This is a genomic window from Micromonospora qiuiae, from assembly GCF_016863555.1.
GTDB classification, from domain to species: Bacteria; Actinomycetota; Actinomycetes; order Mycobacteriales; family Micromonosporaceae; genus Micromonospora; species Micromonospora qiuiae.
Map to the genome: position 1 here is coordinate 104,899 of NZ_BOPC01000030.1, position 17,729 is coordinate 122,627.

General features: G+C 72.1%; 11 protein-coding genes and 1 pseudogene. 8 read left to right on the forward strand and 4 right to left on the reverse strand.

Features of this window, described 5'->3' with window-relative positions:
* The first annotated feature begins 62 nt into the window (after positions 1–62).
* Positions 63–680 carry an NAD(P)H:quinone oxidoreductase gene (gene wrbA / locus Vqi01_RS12130; protein WP_204034842.1) on the forward strand — a complete coding sequence of 206 codons (618 nt, stop codon included), beginning with the start codon at positions 63–65 and terminating at the stop codon, positions 678–680.
* A gap of 116 nt (positions 681–796) precedes the next feature.
* On the opposite strand, the gene Vqi01_RS12135 is transcribed toward wrbA, so the two are convergent.
* Positions 797–2,710 (reverse strand): anthranilate synthase family protein, encoded by a 1,914-nt coding sequence (locus Vqi01_RS12135; protein WP_204034843.1) that lies wholly within the window; start codon positions 2,708–2,710, stop codon positions 797–799.
* Between the two features lie 275 nt (positions 2,711–2,985).
* Between Vqi01_RS12135 and Vqi01_RS12140 the strand changes: the two genes are divergently transcribed.
* The 4 genes from Vqi01_RS12140 to Vqi01_RS12155 all read left to right on the forward strand — a co-directional run bounded on the left by Vqi01_RS12140 (position 2,986) and on the right by Vqi01_RS12155 (position 8,042).
* Positions 2,986–4,371 carry an FGGY family carbohydrate kinase gene (locus tag Vqi01_RS12140; protein WP_204034844.1) on the forward strand — a complete coding sequence of 462 codons (1,386 nt, stop codon included), beginning with the start codon at positions 2,986–2,988 and terminating at the stop codon, positions 4,369–4,371.
* 123 nt (positions 4,372–4,494) lie between these two features.
* Complete coding sequence (locus tag Vqi01_RS12145; protein ID WP_239098342.1) at positions 4,495–7,008, forward strand: sensor histidine kinase; 2,514 nt, start codon at positions 4,495–4,497, stop codon at positions 7,006–7,008.
* Positions 7,005–7,427, forward strand: coding sequence for a roadblock/LC7 domain-containing protein (locus tag Vqi01_RS12150; RefSeq protein WP_093408063.1), 423 nt, complete (start codon positions 7,005–7,007; stop codon positions 7,425–7,427). Before Vqi01_RS12145 ends, Vqi01_RS12150 begins: the two co-directional genes overlap by 4 nt.
* Positions 7,428–7,724: 297 nt before the next feature.
* Positions 7,725–8,042 carry a VOC family protein gene (locus tag Vqi01_RS12155; protein WP_239098343.1) on the forward strand — a complete coding sequence of 106 codons (318 nt, stop codon included), beginning with the start codon at positions 7,725–7,727 and terminating at the stop codon, positions 8,040–8,042.
* Positions 8,043–8,094: 52 nt separating this feature from the next.
* Here the strand turns inward: Vqi01_RS12155 and Vqi01_RS12160 are convergent, their stop codons facing one another.
* Together Vqi01_RS12160 and Vqi01_RS12165 are read right to left on the reverse strand one after the other, a co-directional pair.
* A complete protein-coding gene (locus Vqi01_RS12160) occupies positions 8,095–9,414 on the reverse strand; it encodes an MFS transporter (protein WP_204034846.1) in 1,320 nt (439 codons plus the stop codon).
* Between the two features lie 186 nt (positions 9,415–9,600).
* Entirely contained in the window at positions 9,601–11,085 is a 1,485-nt protein-coding gene (locus Vqi01_RS12165; RefSeq protein WP_204034847.1) for a GH1 family beta-glucosidase, read from the reverse strand.
* Positions 11,086–12,035: 950 nt separating this feature from the next.
* Here Vqi01_RS12165 and Vqi01_RS12170 point away from each other — a divergent pair.
* Positions 12,036–14,936: a glycoside hydrolase family 48 protein gene (locus Vqi01_RS12170; RefSeq protein ID WP_204034848.1), complete on the forward strand. Its 2,901-nt coding sequence runs from the start codon at positions 12,036–12,038 to the stop codon at positions 14,934–14,936.
* Positions 14,937–15,225: 289 nt separating this feature from the next.
* Here Vqi01_RS12170 and Vqi01_RS12175 read toward each other — a convergent pair whose 3' ends face one another.
* Positions 15,226–15,915 (reverse strand): DUF3159 domain-containing protein, encoded by a 690-nt coding sequence (locus Vqi01_RS12175; protein ID WP_239098344.1) that lies wholly within the window; start codon positions 15,913–15,915, stop codon positions 15,226–15,228.
* A gap of 84 nt (positions 15,916–15,999) precedes the next feature.
* Here Vqi01_RS12175 and Vqi01_RS12180 point away from each other — a divergent pair, with 84 nt between their 5' ends.
* Positions 16,000–16,887, forward strand: coding sequence for a phosphatase PAP2 family protein (locus Vqi01_RS12180; RefSeq protein WP_204034850.1), 888 nt, complete (start codon positions 16,000–16,002; stop codon positions 16,885–16,887).
* A gap of 33 nt (positions 16,888–16,920) precedes the next feature.
* A pseudogene (locus tag Vqi01_RS12185) lies at positions 16,921–17,241 on the forward strand (maleylpyruvate isomerase N-terminal domain-containing protein); the annotation flags it as partial.
* Positions 17,242–17,729: the final 488 nt, after the last annotated feature.

Here is a 17,729-nt window from a genome sequence, read left to right on the forward strand (position 1 = left end):
CGTTTGCCCATCCCGAGTCCGGGTAGTCGCCAAAGCTGATCCGAAACCAGGAGGGACGTGCGATGGCGGCACAGGTCAAGGTGGCGGTGATTTACTACAGCGCGACCGGCATCACCTATCAGATGGCGCAGGCGGCGAGCGAGGCCGCTGGCGAGGCGGGCGCGGAGGTGCGGCTGCGCAAGGTGCGGGAGCTGGCACCGGACGAGGCGATTCGTTCCAACTCGGGGTGGCAGGCGCACCGGCTCGAGACCCAGGACGTCGAGGAGGCCGAGCCGGACGACCTGAGCTGGGCCGACGTGGTGATCTTCGGTTCGCCGACCCGGTACGGGATGGTCGCCGCACAGCTCAAGCAGTTCATCGACACCACGGGACCGCTGTGGGCCAACGGGGCGCTGGCCGACAAGGTGTACTCGGCCTTCACCTCCACCGCCACCGAGCACGGTGGCCAGGAGACGACCCTGACGTCGCTGTTCAGCGTCTTCTACCACTGGGGCGGGATCGTGGTCGCGCCCGGCTACACCGACCCGAGCCAGTTCGTCGCCGGCAACCCGTACGGCGCGTCGCACACCAGCAACAACGGCGAGATCGCGCCGGATCAGGTGGCCCTGGGGGCGACGGCGTTGACGGCCAAGCGGGCGGTGCGCATCGGCGCCGCGCTCAAGCAGGGCCTGGCCGGCTGACCTGACGCGTGGGTGTCGGCCGGCGCCGGTGTGCCGGCCGACCGGTGGCCCGGGCGGGGGCTCTCGGACCCGCCCGGGCCACCGGCTGTCCACAGCGCTACCCCGGATCCGTGCGGCTATGCGTGGGCGCTGCCCGACAACTCGCCGGCCGGTGCCGGCAGCAGCTCACGCAGCAGGTCGGCCAGGACCGCCACACCGTCCGGGCTGAGCACCGACTCCGGGTGGAACTGCACCCCGGCGAAACCCTGTCCGCGCAGCGCCTGCACCGCCCCGTCGACCTCGTCGCGGGCCAGCTCGACCGGCCCGTACGGGCCGTCCAGGCGGTTGGCGGCGGCACGGGCGGTGAAGGTGGAGTAGAAGCCGACCCGCCGGGGCGTGCCGAACATCGACACCGTGCGTTGCAGTCCCTGGTAGGGCGCGGCGCGGCGGTGCACGGGCAGCCCGAGCAGGCCGGCGAAAAGCTGATGGCCCAGGCAGACGGCGAGAGTCGGTTGCCCGCCGTCCAGCAGCATGGTCAGCAGGGCGCGCAGGGCCTGCATCTTCGGGGTGTCGCCGGTCGGGTCGCCCGGCCCCGGTCCCACCACCACCAGGTCGTACCCGGACACCGGCCCGGCGTTGTGCCACGGCCGCACGGTCACCGCCAGTCCCAGCGCGCCGAGCTGGTGGGCCAGCATCGCGGTGAAGGTGTCTTCTCCGTCGACGATCAGGGCCCGCCGGCCGGCCAGCCCGGGCATGGCGAGGGCGCCCGGGGGCCGCTGGTCCAACCAGAAGCGGGCCAGCGGAGCGTTGCGGGCGGCCAGGGCGGCGCGTACGTCGGGATCGTCGGCGAGCCGGTCCGCCGCAGGGTGCGCGGCGGCCGGCGCCTGCGGACCCAGGCCGAGGGCAGCCAGCACCCCGGCGGCCTTGGCGTGGGTCTCGGCGACCTCGGCCGCCGGGGTGGAGTGGCGCACCAGCGTCGCCCCGACCGGCACCCGCAGGTGACCGGTGGGCGAGATCTCGGCGGTGCGGATGAGGATCGGCGCGTCGAGGGTCTGCCGGCCGGCGTCGTCGTGACCGAGCAGCGCCAGCACCGCGGCGTAGTAGCGGCGTCCGGCCGGTTCGTACCGGGCGATCACCCGACAGGCGTTCTCCATCGGACTGCCCGTCACGGTCGGCGCGAACATCGTCTCCCGCAGCACCTCCCGGACGTCCTTCGAGCCGCGCCCGGCCAGCAGGTACTCGGTGTGCACCAGGTGGGACATCTCCTTCAGGTACGGCCCGATCACCTGTCCGCCGTGCTCGGCCACGCCCGCCATCATCTTCAGCTCCTCGTCGAGGACCATGTACAGCTCCTCGGTCTCCTTGGTGTCGGCGAGGAAGCGCAGCAGCGCGGCCCGGTCGGCGCTCGTCCCGGTGTGGCGGAAGGTGCCGCTGATCGGGTTCATCATGACCAGCCCGTCGTCGACGCTGACGTGCCGCTCCGGGCTGGCCCCGACCAGCGTGCGCGCGCCGGTGTGCATCACGAACGTCCAGTACGCACCACGTTCGCCCAGCAGCAGCGACCGCAGCGCGGCCAGTGCGGCGGCCACCGGCGCACCCTGCACCCGGGCGTGCAGGGTGCGGTGGATGACGAAGTTGGCGCCCTCGCCGCGGCCGATCTCCTCGTCGAGCACCCGGCTGACGACCGCGGCGTACTCGTCGTCGGTGACGTCGAACGCCGCGCCGGTGGCGCGTACCGGCGTGTCGGGCAGGGCGTCCAGGACGGTGTCCAGCGGCAGCCGGTGGTGGCGGGCGATGCGCAGGCACTCCAGCGGGACCCCGTCGTCGATGCAGGCGAATCCCCGTTCGGCGACCTGCCGGTACGGCACCAGGGCCAGCGTGGCGGGGCCGGACGAGCCGGCGGGCAGCGGGATGTCGGCGAGCCGGCCGACGGCGTGCACCGAACCGGTGAACAGGTCGAGGTGGTCGGCGCCGTCCCGGCGGACCAGCGCGAACGGGCCCGGATCGGCGCCGCTGGCGAGGGTGGCGAGCAGGTCGGTCAGCGGATTCATCGGTCTCCTCCGGGTCGGGTGCCGCCGTCGGGGCGCCCGTGGGCCGGGAAGTGACCGGCGGCCGCCTCGTCGGGCGGCCGCGTCGAAAGCTACGCGCGGGGGTGGGCCGCCGGGTCGGCGGGCCACCAGCAGGTCAGTCGCGCGAGCATGCGTTCACCCTACGCGCCCGGTGCCCGGCGCGGAAGCCACTCGGGCACCCGACGCGGAAAGCCGATCGGCGTACCCGGTCTGCGGTGCGGTTCTGCCGCCGGTGCCAGCGGGTACGTTGACCGGCGATGGAGATTCTCGCGCTCGACCTCGGTACCTCCTCGGTACGCGGGCTCGTGCTGGACGGCGACGTCCGGCCGCTGCCGGGTGCGCTGGCCCGCCGACGGGTGGAGTTGACCGCTCGGGACGACGGCACCGGCACGCTGGACGCCCGTAACTACCTGGCCCGCCTGGGGGAGTGCCTGGACGAGCTGAGCCAGCGGGGCCGGTTGCGCGGGGTGGAGTTGGTGGCGATCAGCGCCCAGTGGCACTCGGTGCTGCCGCTCGGGTCGGACGACGAACCGCTCGGCCCGGTGCTCACCTGGCTGGACACCCGGTCCGAGCCCTCCGCCACGCAGGCCGGGCCGGCCGACCCGGACGCCTTCCACCAGCGCACCGGCACCTGGTGGCACCGCTGCTACTGGTCGGCGCGGCTGCCCTGGCTACGGGCGCACCTCGGCAGTCCGCCGGCCCGCTTCGTCGGGCTGGTCGAGTACGTGCTGGGCCGGCTGCTCACCGACGCCCCGATGTCGGCGTCCCAGGCATCGGGCACCGGCCTGCTGGACCTGCGCACCCTCAACTGGGACGCCGAGGCGTGCGCACTGGCCGGCGTGCGGGACACGGACCTGCCCGAGCTGGCGCCACCGGACTGGTACGGCCGGCTGGGGACCGAACCCGCCCGGCGCTGGCCCGACCTGGCGCGGGCGCGGTGGGCCGCCCCGGTCGGCGATGGCGCCGCCTCCAACGTCGGCTCCGGCTGCGTCGACCACACCCGCGCGGCGGTGACTGTCGGAACCTCCTCGGCGGTACGGCTGCTGCAACGGATGCCGGCGGGGGCGGAGTTGCCGCCGCTGCCGCAGCGGTTGTGGCGGTACCGGGTGGACCACGACCATGTGGTGACCGGTGCGGCGTACTCCGCCGGTGGAAACCTGTTCGCCTGGGCGGACCGGACGCTGCGGTTGCCCACCGGCGAGGCGCTGGACGCGGCGCTGGCGGAGCTGCCCTCCGAGGGCGGCCGGCCGGCGAGCGTCGGCTTCGGCGGCGACCGGCCGCCGGGCCGACGCCGCGCTGGTTCGGGTGAGCTGCGTGGCCTGGGCTTCGGCACCACCGCGGTGGAGATCCTGGCCGGGCTGATGCGCGGGGTGTGCGAGCAGGTCGTCGATGACCTGGCGGCGCTGGAGTCCACGGTCGGCCAGCCGGTGGAGGTGATTTTGGGCGGTGGCGCGATGGCGGCCTCACGCTGGTGGCGTCGGGCGTTCGCCACGGTGCTGGCGCCCCGCACGGTGTGCTTCGGACGCTACCCGGAGATCGGGGCGACCGGTGCGGCGCTGGTCGCCTGCGGCCGGATCGCCGACGCCGCGGATATGGCCGACATCGGCCGGACGGATGATCAACCCTTACCGACCACGGCATAGGCCGGCGGCCAGCGGTACCCTTCCTGAACCCTTCTTAAGGGCAGGCCGTTGACACTGCTCCGGGGGCTGGTTGGATGGACGGCGCTCCCCGGGCCGCGGCGGACGCATGGGGAGGAGGAATGCGTGGGTGTAGGAGCGGACCGGGCGCAGACGGTGTCACATCACCGCCGGCGTCGGTTCGATGTCCGGGTGGTGCCCCACCGGCGTCGCTCCCCGATGCGCCTGCGGGACTGGCGGATGCGCACCAAGCTCGCCACGGTGCTGGTCATCCCATCGGTCGCCTTCCTGGTCCTGGCCGGAGTGCAGACCCAGAGCCTGGTCGGACGGGCCACCGCGCTGAACAACTTCGCCGCGCAGGTGGGCATCGGGCAGGAGATCACCCAGCTGGTGCACCGGTTGCAGCAGGAGCGCGACCGTACGGCCGGCGAACTGTTCGCGTTGCACGCCGCCACCGGCGAGGACGAGAGCGCGGCCGTGCTGGCCACGCTGCGGCCCTACCGGGACGCCTCGGACCAGGCGGTGCGGGCCCTGCGTCAGGCAGCGGAGCCGCTGGCCGACGCCGACACCTCCTGGCGCGGCAGCTACTCCGTGGCCTCCCAGGCGTACCAGCAGGTCGACTACATCCGCAACGTCCTCGCCACCGTGGTGCTCAGCGACGAGACCATTCTCGGCAACTACCACCGGGCCATCGACGCGCTGCTGAACCTGCTCGCCCACCCGTCGCCGGGTGCCGACCGGCCCGAGCTGTCCGACGCGGCGCTGCGCTACGTACAGTTCGCCCGGGCCAAGGAACTGTCCTCGCGGCTGCGGGCGGAGCTGTACGCGGCGGCCAGCGCCGGCGAGTACGAAAGGGGTGCCGCGTCTCGACTGATCGATCTGCGGTCGCGGCAGTTCACCGCGTTGGGCGAGTTCCGCATCGCCGCCAGCACCGCTCAGGTGGCCCGCTACGACCAGCTCAGCCAGGATCCGACCTTCGTCGAGGCCGCCCGGATGGAGGAGCGGGCCCTGACGCAGGGCGCGACCGCGCCGAGGGTGCTCCCCGCCGAGCAGTGGTGGACGGCCAGCGAGGCGCGACACGATCTGCTGCGGCAGTTCGAGGCCGAGGTGCTGCGGGCGTCCGCGGCCCAGGCCGACACGGCCAGCAGCGCCCAGCTACGCGAGACGCTGCTGGTCGTCGGCTTGATCATTACGGTGCTGTTGGTGGCGGTGCTGATCTCCGTACTGATCGGTCGGTCACTGGCCCGGTCGATCCGGCTGCTGCGATCCCAGGCGTTGCGGATCGCGCAGATCGAGCTGCCCGAGGCGTTGGCCCGGCTGAAGTCGGTTTCCGGCGGGGTGCCGAACATCGAGGTCGCCCCGGCGGTGGTGCGCTCCCTGGACGAGATCGGTGAACTGGCCGAGGCGTTCGTCGCGGTGCACCGCAGCGCGGTCGGGGTGGCGGTCGAGCAGGCCACCATGCGGCGCAACGTCAACGCGATGTTCGTCAACCTCGCCCGACGCAGCCAGGTGCTGGTGGAGCGGCAGCTGGAGCTGCTCGACGACCTGGAACGCGAGGAGAGCAACCCCGACCAGCTGGAGAACCTGTTCAAGCTGGACCACCTCGCCGCCCGGATGCGCCGTAACGACGAAAGCCTGCTGGTGCTGGCAGGCACCGAGTCGACCCGCCGGTGGAACCGGCCGATCGGGCTGAGCGCGGTGCTGCTGGCGGCCAGCGCCGAAATCGAGCAGTACCAGCGGATCCAGCACGAGGCAATCGACGACCTTTACATCGTCGGGCACGCCGTCGGCGAGCTGGTGCACCTGCTCGCCGAGCTGCTGGAGAACGCCACCGCCTTCTCCCGGCCGGACACCACCGTGCAGGTGATGGCCCGAGCCGAGGGCACCGGGGCGGTGATCGAAATCGCCGATCAGGGCCTGGGCATGAGCCCGACGGCGCTGGCCGAGGCGAACACCGTGCTGACCAAGCCGCCGGCCGCGGACGTGGCGACGGTCGAGCGAATGGGGCTGTTCGTGGTCAGCCACCTGGCCGCCCGGCACGGCATCGAGGTGCGGCTGCACGGTGGCGCCGGCGGTCTGGTGGCCCGGGTCCGGCTGCCCGGCACGCTGCTGGCAGTGGCCCCACCGCCGAGCCTGGACCCGCCGTTGCCACCGCGGGTCCTGCCGGCCGGCGGACCCCGGCCGGACGTACCGAGAAACCCAGGACCAGCGGATCTGCCGGTCGCCGGCCGGCGACCGACCACCGTCCCCCGCCAGGCCCATCCGGTGCCGGTACGCGCGGAGGACGTGCTCGCCTCGGCGGCGCCGCCGGCAATCGGGAGCGTCTGGTGGTCCCGGGAGGGGCCGTCGTCGCCCGTCCCGGCGGCCGGTGCCGGCAGTCCGGCCCCACCGGCGGCGCCGGTGACCGCGGGAACCAATGACCAGGGATTGCCGGTACGGGTGCCGATGGCACAACTGAGCGCCGTGACCCAGCCGGCCCGTCCCGGGCAGCGGCAGCCGGCTCACCACGAGCCGGACCCGGAGGCGGTCGGCGGAATGTTGTCGCGGCTGTACAACGGTGTGCGGCGGGCCGAAGCTGAGCAGACCACCGAGATACCCGTGCCACCGCCGGGGATGTGGAACGAAGGAGGACAGCAGTGACGACCTTGTCGCAGGAAGCTCGGGACCTGAGCTGGCTGGTCAGCGCGTTCGCCGAGCGCGTGCCCGGAGTGGCGCACGCGGTCGTGGTCTCCTCCGACGGACTGTTGGTCGCGATCTCCGACCACCTGCCGAGAGACCACGCCGACAAACTCGCCGCGGTGACCTCGGGCCTGATGAGCATCACGGCCGGCGCCGCGCAGATGTTCGACGGCGACGTGGTCAAGCAGACCGTGGTCGAGATGGGCCGCGGCTACTTCCTGGTGATGCAGGTACGCGACGGCTCGATCCTGGCCACCCTGGCGGCGGCGGACGCCGACATCGGTGTGGTGGGCTACGAGATGGCCCGGCTGGCCAAGCAGGCGGGGGAGATGCTCACCCCCGCCCTCCGCGCCGAACTCCAACAGGCCCTCCCCCGCTGAGGTGTAAGGAAGGGCCCCCTTTTAACGCCTGCGGTAGTAGAAGGGCCCCCTTTTAACATCGGGTCCGGTGCGGTGGCGCAGCGTCCGTCACGATCGACAACGCAAGGTAGTTACCGCGCTCATGGGCAACTGTCTACCGTGCACGCGTACCCGCAATCGACCGCGGTTGCGGCGGTGTCGGAATCGGGGTCGTGCGCTCACGACGGCCGAATGCTGGGTGTCTGCCGGTGGCCCGCGCTCGTGCTTGTAGAGACCGTGTGAGGGCTGAGGAAGAGTGGTCAGTGGACGCGGAGGTACGTGAGCCTGCGCCGCCCGGGCCACGAGCCGTACGAACTCGCCCTGCTGGACTGCACCCACCCGACGATCCCGGACGGCTTCCGGCGGCCGGTCGGCGGGCTGCTGCTCAACTTCGAGGTGCCCGACGTGGACGCGCAGTGGCAACGCCTCGCCGTCGCGGGCGGGCTGCGGGCCGAGCTGGAGCTGCGCAGCGAGGACTTCGGGCAGCGACACTTCATCGTGGTCGATCCGAACGGAGTGCTGATCGACGTCATCACGCCGATCGAGCCCACAGGCGAGTACGCCGAGCAGTACACCGACGCGTCGAGTCGCTCCTGACAGCCGGGTGGCTCGTACGTCACCGACTAGCGAGCCGCTGACGTACGACGGCCTACCGCAGCCCGTACGCGGCCGGTCGAGAGGCGCACCACCAGGTGATGGTGGCAGCGACCGCGACGGCGCCGCTGAAGACGAACGGTGCCCCGAGGCCGGCGCGGGCGGCCAGCGCGCCGCCGGCCAGCGCACCCAGCGCGGTGCAGCCGTAGGTGACCAGGCGGGAGGCGGCGATCACCCGGCCGAGCAGCCCGATCGGCACCAGCCGCTGCCGTACGGAGAGCGCGGCGACGTTGAGTACGGCGAACGCGGCGCTGGTGGAGACCACCACGACGACTGCGGCCGTGCGATCGGTGACCACGGCCAGCAGGGCCGGTACGCCGGCGGTGACCGCCATCGACCAGGTCAGCATGGTGCGGTGGCGGAACCGGGCGATCAGCCGGTCAGCGGCGAACGACCCGATCAGACCGCCGGCGGCCCCGGTGGCCAGCAGCAGGCCGAAGCCGAACGCGCCGAGGCCGAGGGCGTCGCGGGCGTAGAGCACGAAGATCGCGAACCAGGCGGTGTCGGCGGCGGCGACGGCAGCGGTGACCAGCACCAGGGTGCGCAGCATCGGCTGGCGGACGAGCCAGCGCAGGCCGGCCAGGATCCCGTCGTGCTCGGCGACCGGCGTGTCGCCGCCGGTGGCGCTGGTGGCGGTGGCGCCGGTGGTGGCGGTGGCGGTGGCGGCGCTGGTGGCGCTGGTGGCGCTGGTGGCGGTGGTGGCGGTGGCGCTGGTGGCGGCGCTGCCCCGGTGGGTCAGGGTGAGCGGCAGCGAGAGCACGAGCATCACGGCCAGGGCGAGCGCGGCGCCGTTGACGGCGAAGGGGATGGCTGCCCCGAGGACGAACAGCAGCGCGCCCACCGGCGGGCCGACGAACTCGTTGCCGACGATCTCGCCTGCCACCAGTCGACCGTTGGCCCTCTCCAGTTGGGCGTCGGCGACGAGCCGTGGTACGGCGGTCTGGGCGGCGGTGTCGCGGATGGTCTCGCCGACGCCGAGCAGGAACGCGGCGGCCACGACCAGGGCGATCGTGGCCCAACCCAGGGCTACCGTGGCGGCGAGGGTGGCCAGCACGACGACCCGTCCGGTGTCGGCGGCGGCGAGCAGTGTCCGGGCGCCCCGGCGGTCGGCGAGGGCGCCGGCGAGCAGGCCGGAGACGAGCCAGGGCAGGAACTGGGCGGCGGCGACGGCGGCCACGGCCAGTGGATCGTCGGTGAGGGCGGCGGCCAGTAGCGGAAACGCGGCCACCCGGATGCCGTCGCCCAGGTTGGCCAGCGCGGCGGCGCTCCAGAAGGTCCAGAACGGCCGCCCGAGCGAGCGGACATGGTGCTCCACGTGACGACTCTACCGAGCGGGTACGCCCGGACGCGTACAGGCTTGCTGGCGCCCGGACGCGTACCCGCTTGCCGGAGATCGATGCGTATCCGCTCGCCGGCGCCCGACGGCTGCCGGCGAGCGGATGTGTTAAGAAGGGACCCTTCCTCTACACGAGGCGTTAAAAAGGTGCCCTTCCTTGCACCCTCAGAGGGAGTTGTCGGCGATGACCTGGCGGTACCAGTGGGCGCTGCGCTTGAGGACGCGGCGCTGGGTGGGGTAGTCGACGTAGATCAGGCCCCAGCGCTGGTCGTAACCCTCGGCCCACTCGAAGTTGTCGAGCAGGGACCAGACGTGGAAGCTCTCCAGCGGCACCCCGTCGGTGATGGCCCGGTGGGCGGAGGCCAGGTGGTCGCGGAGGAAGGCGACCCGCTCGGTGTCCTCGACGGTGCCGTCGGCGGCGAGGAGGTCGGGGGTGGGCAGGCCGTTCTCGGTGACGGTGAGCGGTACCGGGCCGTAGTCGCGGGTGACCCGGGTCAGGATGTCGTACATGCCCTCCGGGTAGATCTGCTGCCAGCTGGCCTCGGAGGTGGGCCAGCGGCGGACGGTACCGCCGTCGGCGGTGACGTAGATCGGGGTGTAGTACTGCACCGCGAGCAGGTCGACGGGGGAGGAGATGATGTCCAGGTCGCCGTCGCGGATGCCACGGACCATCCGGCTGCCGGGGCCGAGGTCGTCCAGCACGTCCTGCGGGTAGCTGCCCTTGAACGCCGAGTCGAGGTAGAGCCGGTTCTCGTAGCCGTCGTACAGGCGGGTGGCCTCCGCGGCGGCGGGGGAGTCGTCGGCGGGGTAGCACGGGTGCAGGTTGAAGGCCGGACCGATGCGGCCGGTGCCGCTCTCGGCGCGCAGGGCCCGGACCGCGAGGCCGTGGGCGAGTTGCAGGTGGTGGGCGACGAGGTACGCGGCGTCCGGGTCCTGTCGGCCGGGGGCGTGGTGACCCTGTAGGTAGCCGTTCTGTACGACGGTCTTGGGCTCGTTGATGGTGAGCCAGACCGGCACCCGGTCGCCGAGTGCGGTGAAGACGGTGGCGGCGTAGTCGGCGAAGCGTTGGGCGACATCGCGGGACTCCCAGCCGCCGGCGTCCTGCAGCGACTGCGGCAGGTCCCAGTGGAACAGGGTGGCCATCGGGGCGATGCCGCGCTCGTGCAGTCCGTCGACCAATCGACGGTAGAAGTCGAGGCCGCGTTGGTTGGCGGCGCCGGTGCCGTCGGGCTGGATGCGCGGCCAGGAGATGGAGAACCGGTAGCTGCGCAGCCCCAGGTCGCGCATCAGATCGAGGTCTTCGGCGTAGCGGTGGTAGTGGTCGGCGGCGACGTCACCGGTGTCGCCGTTGCGGATGCGTCCCGGCGTGTGGCTGAAGGTGTCCCAGACCGACTCGCCACGGCCGTCCTCCTTGGCGGCGCCTTCGATCTGGTACGCCGAGGTGGCCGCGCCCCAGCCGAAGTCCGGCGGGAAGGGTAACCGGGGGGCGGCGCTGGCGGCCGGGTCGGTGTGGTCCGTGGGCTCGTCGGACCGGCAGCCGGCGAGAGCGGCGGTGCCGACGGCGGTGGCGCCGACAGCCGGGCCGGCCTGGGTGGCGGCGGCCGAGAGCGCCGCGCGGCGCAGCAGGTGACGCCTGGTGAGCATCGACATGGGTTCTCCTCATGGATGGGTTGACCGCCTGAGCCCGGGAGCGCTCCCAATCAAGGGTAGGGGTAGGCGGTAGCCGCCGAAGCATGATCGTCGCAGAGGGCGGGCAGCCGCGGTGGCGGGGGTGTCAGGTGAGAAGGGAGTGGGCGTTGCCGGTCGGGGCGTCGGGTGCGGCGGGACCGGGTACGCCGAGTGCCGCGGGCGGACCGTCGGCGCGCGCCCGGGCGGTCGGCGGGGCGGCGCGGATGGCGGTCGGCGGGCGGGTCGACTGCCGTGCGGTGCGCGCGGGTGATGCGCGTCTGACCCGTCGGCCTCTTTTCCCATCGTGAACGGGGGTTTAGTGTGGGGACGGGGGAGGGCAACCCCCGTCCCCACCATGTTGCGGTACACGCACGTGCGGATTGGCGTCCCAGTCGTGCGTGTCGCGCGGGAGCCGGGCCACGCGAGTGGCTGAGGATCCACCTCCCTCCACGTTGGTGGGGCGGCGGCTGACGGCGGTGTCCGGGCTGGCCCGCCGTCGGCCTGTGGGCTTCATCCCCGATGTCGTGGGCACGACACGGGCGATCTTCGGGTTGGAACTCCGTCGATGGAAGCGCTCCCATCGACGTTGCTGCGACTGTAACGCCCGTCACGACTTTGTGAAAGCCCCAAAACGAGATCGAAACAACTCGGTGTTTCCGGAAACTCCGTCGCTGGTATTGGGAGCGCTTCCATGACAGACTGTCGATCGACCGCGTAGAGCCAGGTATCGCGTGAGCGCGGGTCGCCGAGGGCATCCGGTGCGTCCGGTACGGCGTCCTGTCAGCAGCGGCAGCCGTTCCACGGCGCCCGCCACCACCGGCCGTCGGGCCGGAGAGACCACCATCCACTGACGTCGCGCGGCCCTCGTGTCGGCGCAGGCGTCACCGCCGGGGCGGCACGTCCCCGGCCTGGTCCGAGGAGACACCGCGCAGATGAGGAATCTGGCAAGACGTCGACGGCTGGCGTGGCTCGCCGCCGCGGCACTGGCGCTCGGCGGGGTGGCCCTACCCGCCACCGCCGCGCAGGCCGCGCCGGCCTGCGACGTGGTCTACACGACCAACGACTGGAGCAACGGCTTCACCGCCAACGTGACCATCAAGAACCTCGGCGACCCGATCAACGGCTGGACGCTACGGTTCGCCTTCCCCGGCAACCAGCGGGTCACCCAGGGCTGGTCGGCCCGGTGGAGCCAGAGCGGCAACCAGGTCACCGCCACCAACGAGTCCTACAACGGCAACCTGTCCACCGGCTCGTCGGTCGACATCGGCTTCAACGGCTCGTACACCGGCAGCAACCCGAAGCCGACGTCGTTCTCGATCAACGGGGTCACCTGTGGTGGCGTCGCGCAGCAGCCTCCGACGGTGAGCCTGTCGGTCCCCGCCGGCCCGTTCGTGGCCCCGGCGACCGTGCCGCTGACCGCCACCGCGAGCGACCCGGACGGCACGATCGCCCGGGTCGAGTTCTACCGCAACGGGCTGCTGGTCAACACCGACACCACCGCCCCGTACGCGTACACACTGGAGAACCTGCCGGCCGGTGACTACACCGTCCAGGCCAAGGCGTACGACAACAGCGGTCTGTCGGCGGTCGCCGAGCGGTCGTTCACCGTCACCGCCGCCACCTCGCCGGCGCTGGTGGTCACCCCGGCCGCGCTGAGCGTGCCCGAGGGCGGCAGCTCGACGTTCAACGTCAAGCTGAACCGAGCGCCCACCGCGAACGTCGCGGTGAGCCTGGCGCGTACCGGCGACACGGACATCACCGTCTCGCCGACCTCGCTGACGCTGACCCCGTCCAACTGGAGCACCGGGGTCGACGTGACCGTCCGGGCCGCCGAGGACGCCGACACCGTCGGCGGCACCGCCACCATCACCGCCTCGGCCACCGGCTACACCTCGGCCTCGGTCACCGTCACCGAAATCGACAACGACGTGCCCGGCGGCGACGGCGAGTACGTCCAGCGCTTCCTGGCCCAGTACGGCAAGATCAAGAACTCGGGGTACTTCAGCCCCGAGGGCGTGCCGTACCACTCCATCGAGACGCTCATCGTCGAGGCGCCGGACCACGGCCACGAGACCACCTCCGAGGCGTTCAGCTTCTGGCTGTGGCTGGAGGCGTACTACGGGCGGGTGACCCAGAACTGGGCGCCGTTCAACAACGCCTGGACGGTGATGGAGAAGTACATCATCCCGTCCGCGGCCGACCAGCCGACCGCCGGTTCCGCCGGCGACGCCACCTACGCCGCCGAGCATGACCTGCCCAGCCAGTACCCGTCTCAGCTGGACTCCAACGTGCCGGTGGGCAAGGACCCGCTGCGCTCGGAACTCCAGCAGACCTACGGCACCGGCTCGATCTACGGCATGCACTGGCTGCTGGACGTGGACAACGTCTACGGCTACGGCCGCTGCGGCGACGGCACCACCCGGCCGGCGTACATCAACACCTTCCAGCGCGGCACCCAGGAGTCGGTGTGGGAGACCGTGCCGCAGCCGTCCTGCGACACCTTCCGCCACGGCGGCCAGTACGGCTACCTGGATCTGTTCATCAAGGAGTCGCAGGCCCCGGCCAAGCAGTGGAAGTACACCAACGCCCCGGACGCCGACGCCCGGGCCGTGCAGGCCGCGTACTGGGCCCTGACCTGGGCCAAGGAGCAGAACAAGCAGGCCGACGTGGCGGCCACCGTGACCAAGGCCGCAAAGATGGGCGACTACCTGCGGTACGCCCTGTTCGACAAGTACTTCAAGCGGATCGGCAACTGCGTCGGGGCCAGCGCCTGCCCGGCGGGCAACGGCCGCGACTCCGCCCACTACCTGCTCTCCTGGTACTACGCCTGGGGCGGGGCGTACGAGACCAGCCAGAACTGGTCGTGGCGGATCGGCTCCAGCCACAGCCACTTCGGCTACCAGAACCCGTTCGCGGCCTGGGCGCTGACCAACGTCAACGAGCTCAAGCCTCGCTCGGCCTCGGCGGCGGCGGACTGGACCAACAGCCTCAACCGGCAGTTGGAGCTCTACACCTGGCTCCAGTCGGCAGAGGGCGGCATCGCCGGTGGCGCGACCAACAGCTGGGGTGGGCACTACGGCACGCCGCCGGCCGGCACGGCCACCTTCTACGGCATGTTCTACGACGAGGACCCGGTCTACAACGACCCGCCGTCGAACCAGTGGTTCGGCATGCAGGCCTGGTCGATGCAGCGCATCGCCGAGCTGTACCTGGTCACCGGCAACGCCAAGGCCAAGGCGCTGCTGGACAAGTGGGTGCCGTGGGCCATCGCCAACACCACGCTGGGCACCAACTGGTCCATCCCGTCGGACCTGAAGTGGACCGGCCAGCCCAACAACTGGAACCCGAACAACCCGCAGCCGAACACCAACCTGCACGTCGAGGTGACGGTCAAGGGCCAGGACGTCGGCGTCGCCGCCGCCTACGCCCGCACGCTCATCGCGTACGCGGCGAAGTCGGGTGACACCACGGCGAAGAACACCGCCAAGGGGCTGCTGGACGCGCTGCACGCGGCCAGCGACGCGCAGGGCGTGTCGACGGTGGAGAAGCGCGGCGACTACCGGCGCTTCGACGACGTCTACGACGCCGCCACCGGGCAGGGCCTGTACATCCCGCCGGGCTGGACCGGCCGGATGCCCAACGGCGACCAGATCGCCCCGGGCAAGAGCTTCGTCGACATCCGGTCGTTCTACAAGAACGACCCGGCGTGGCCGAAGGTCCAGGCGTACCTGGACGGCGGACCGGAGCCGGAGTTCCGTTACCACCGGTTCTGGGCCCAGGCGGACGTCGCCATGGCGTACGCCGACTACGGAAAGCTGTTCCCCAACGGCTGAGTGAACTCCTCCGGGTGGGTTGCACCCACCCGGAGGCTTCGGCCGGGCCTCGGGGGTAGAGGCAGGTCCGGTCGGCGGCCTGACGCCCACGGTCAGGCCGGGGTGGGTCGGCCCCTCTGGCCGACGCAGCGGAGCGGTCGGCCCACCCCATTTCGCCACTTGAGGAGCACCACGCAGATCGCGAAAAAAGTCACCGCCCCGGTACCACACTTCGGCCGGGAACGGAGTAACGTACATCACCGGAGAGGCCGCTCCCCCCGTGGCGGCCTCTCCCTTTTGCTTCCACCGCTCAACTCTTCGGCGCCGCGACCTCGGCGACTTGCGGCGGCACCGGATGCCGCAGCCCCGGATGGCCGGCCGGCAGCGACCGGCGCACCACCGCCCAGCTGACCGCCAACGTCGCGGCCACCAGCGGCCAGGTCAGCCCGACCCGGGCCGCGGCCAACGCGAGCACCTGCCCACCGAGGTACAGCGGCAGGAACACCGCCACCCGCAGCACGTAGCTCGCCGTCCAGACCCAACTGCCCCGGCCGTACGCCCGCAGTAGCGCCGGGTCGCGGCGCCACCGCCCACGCTGCCCGAGTACGGCGCCGACCACCACTCCGAGCAGCGGCCAGCGCACCACGATGCTGACCACCCACACCAGGGCGCTGGCCGCGTTGGCCAGCAGCTGTACGAGGAAGAAGTCCTCGGCGCGCCCGGTGCGTACCACGATGATCGCGGCCACGCAGACGGCGAGCAGCCCGATCAGCACCGACCGGGGACGGTGGCCGCGCCGCAGCCGCCACCCGGCCAGCAGCACCCCGGCGGCCAGGGCCGCGACCACCCCGGCGGTGACCGAGCGCCCGGCCAACAGCCAGCCCACCGTGAAGGCGACCGGCGGCAGGGTCGCGTCCAGCGCGCCGCGGCGCCCGCCGAGCAGATCGGCCAGCGACTCCGGGCGCCCGACGGCCGTGTCCCGCTGCGACGTACCGGTCACCATGCCCTCCCTCGCCTGCGTCCCAACCTATCCCGACGCCCCTGGCGGGCCACCGGCCGACCGATGCGGGTGGGCCGTTAAGTTGTGCGGGTGCGCGTGACGCCGAGGGGTGGGACTGCGGTCTGGCTGGTCGTGCTGGCCCTCGTCCAGACGCTGGCCTTCATCGTCGTCTGGCGATTCGCCCTTCATACCGGGACCGGGCAGTGGATCGACACGGTGGCGCTCACCGGCAACCGGATCGGCCGCGACCACATCGAGGCGCCGGTCAACCGCCTGCTCCACGCCATGTCCGTGGTGTCGCTGCTGGCGGCCACCCTGATGATCGGGTTCATCGCGTTGATCCGTGGCCGGGTCGCCCTGGCCGTCGCGGCCACCCTGCTGATCGCCGGGGCCAACGTCACCACCCAGGTGCTCAAGTACGCCCTGGCCCGTCCCGACTACGGCGTCGACCCGGAGCGGGCGTTCCTGGGCAACAGCCTGCCCAGCGGTCACACCACGGTCGCCGCCTCGGTGGCGGTGGCGCTGGTGCTCGTCCTGCCGCCCAGGGTGCGTCCCTTCGCCGCCGTGGTCGGCGCCGGCTACGCGGCGGCAGCCGGGGTGGCCACCCTGTCGGCGAGCTGGCACCGGCCCAGCGACGCCGTGGCCGCGTTCCTCGTGGTCGGGGTGTGGGCGGCGCTGGCCGGGCTGCTGCTGCTGACCACCCAACGGAAGCGGGCGCAGGTGGCCTCGGCCGACGCGCACCGCCTCACCGCGCTGCTGCTCGGCGTCGGTGGCCTGCTGGCGATCGCCGGCTGCGCGCTGGCGCTATGGTTGCTGCTGGATCAGCGCACCGTTCCGGCGGCCGCGTTGGGCCGTCGGCCGCTGTTCCTCGGCTACGGCGGCAGCGCCGCCGGCATCGCCGGCACGATGGGCGTGGTGATGGCGCTGGTGCTCTCCGCCGTGCATCGCCTCGTCCCCCGCTACCAGGGTTGACCCGACCGCAGCGGGCGAAGGAGCGGAGGCGACGTGGAGCAGGTTCGGGCGGCTTTCCGTGACGAGTGCGTGCGGCTGGGCGAGGTGTTGGCCAGTCTCGATCCGGCTGATCTCGATCGGCCGACCGGCTGCGTGCCGTGGACGGTGGCCGCACTGATGGAGTTCCCGCATACCCGCGTGGTGGAGGTCGGGGTGCACGGTCTGGACCTGGCCGCGGCGCTGGACCGGCCACCATGGCTGACCGCGACCGCGGGCCGGGTGATCGCCGACCTGCTCACCGGTGGGCGCCGCACTCGCCCACGCGGGGCTGCCGCTGCTTTCCTTCGGCCGCCCCTCGAGCGTCGATCACGAGGTTAGCCACAGTAATTGATCTCCATACTGTCGTAAGCACCTGATCAGAGGTCCTGCCGCTAAGAGCGATCGGCAACCGGGCGGGGTCGCCCCGCCCGCAGGACACCGCAAGTCGCGGTCTCAACCGGCCCGGAAACCCCAACATCCGGCAACCCGCGCCACCCACAGCGCCGAACACTGCGACACGCCGCAACCCGCGCCACCCACGCGCACCCGGACACCCCGACATACCGCAACTCGCGCTGCCCACACCCCCAGCAACCGCGACCACCACGCCCGGCCCCACCTCGCCGCCACCACCTGACTGCCGGTCACTCTGGCTCCCCGGGGTGTCCCGGGTCCAGAAGATGTCGCTGCTGGCCGCTGTCGAGCTGACCCGTCTGCGCTATCACCACCCCTGCGCCCAACGGCGGGCACCATTCCGGCGCCTAACGGCGGGCACCATTCCGGCGCCTAACGGCGGGCACCATTCCGGCGCCTAACGGCGGGCA

Bases quoted from the DNA above. Each gene is read 5' to 3' on its own strand.
- Vqi01_RS12135 (WP_204034843.1), bottom strand. From the start codon at position 2,710: ATGAATCCGCTGACCGACCTGCTCGCCACCCTCGCCAGCGGCGCCGAT.
- wrbA (WP_204034842.1), top strand. From the start codon at position 63: ATGGCGGCACAGGTCAAGGTGGCGGTGATTTACTACAGCGCGACCGGC.
- Vqi01_RS12140 (WP_204034844.1), top strand. From the start codon at position 2,986: ATGGAGATTCTCGCGCTCGACCTCGGTACCTCCTCGGTACGCGGGCTC.
- Vqi01_RS12170 (WP_204034848.1), top strand. From the start codon at position 12,036: ATGAGGAATCTGGCAAGACGTCGACGGCTGGCGTGGCTCGCCGCCGCG.
- Vqi01_RS12165 (WP_204034847.1), bottom strand. From the start codon at position 11,085: ATGTCGATGCTCACCAGGCGTCACCTGCTGCGCCGCGCGGCGCTCTCG.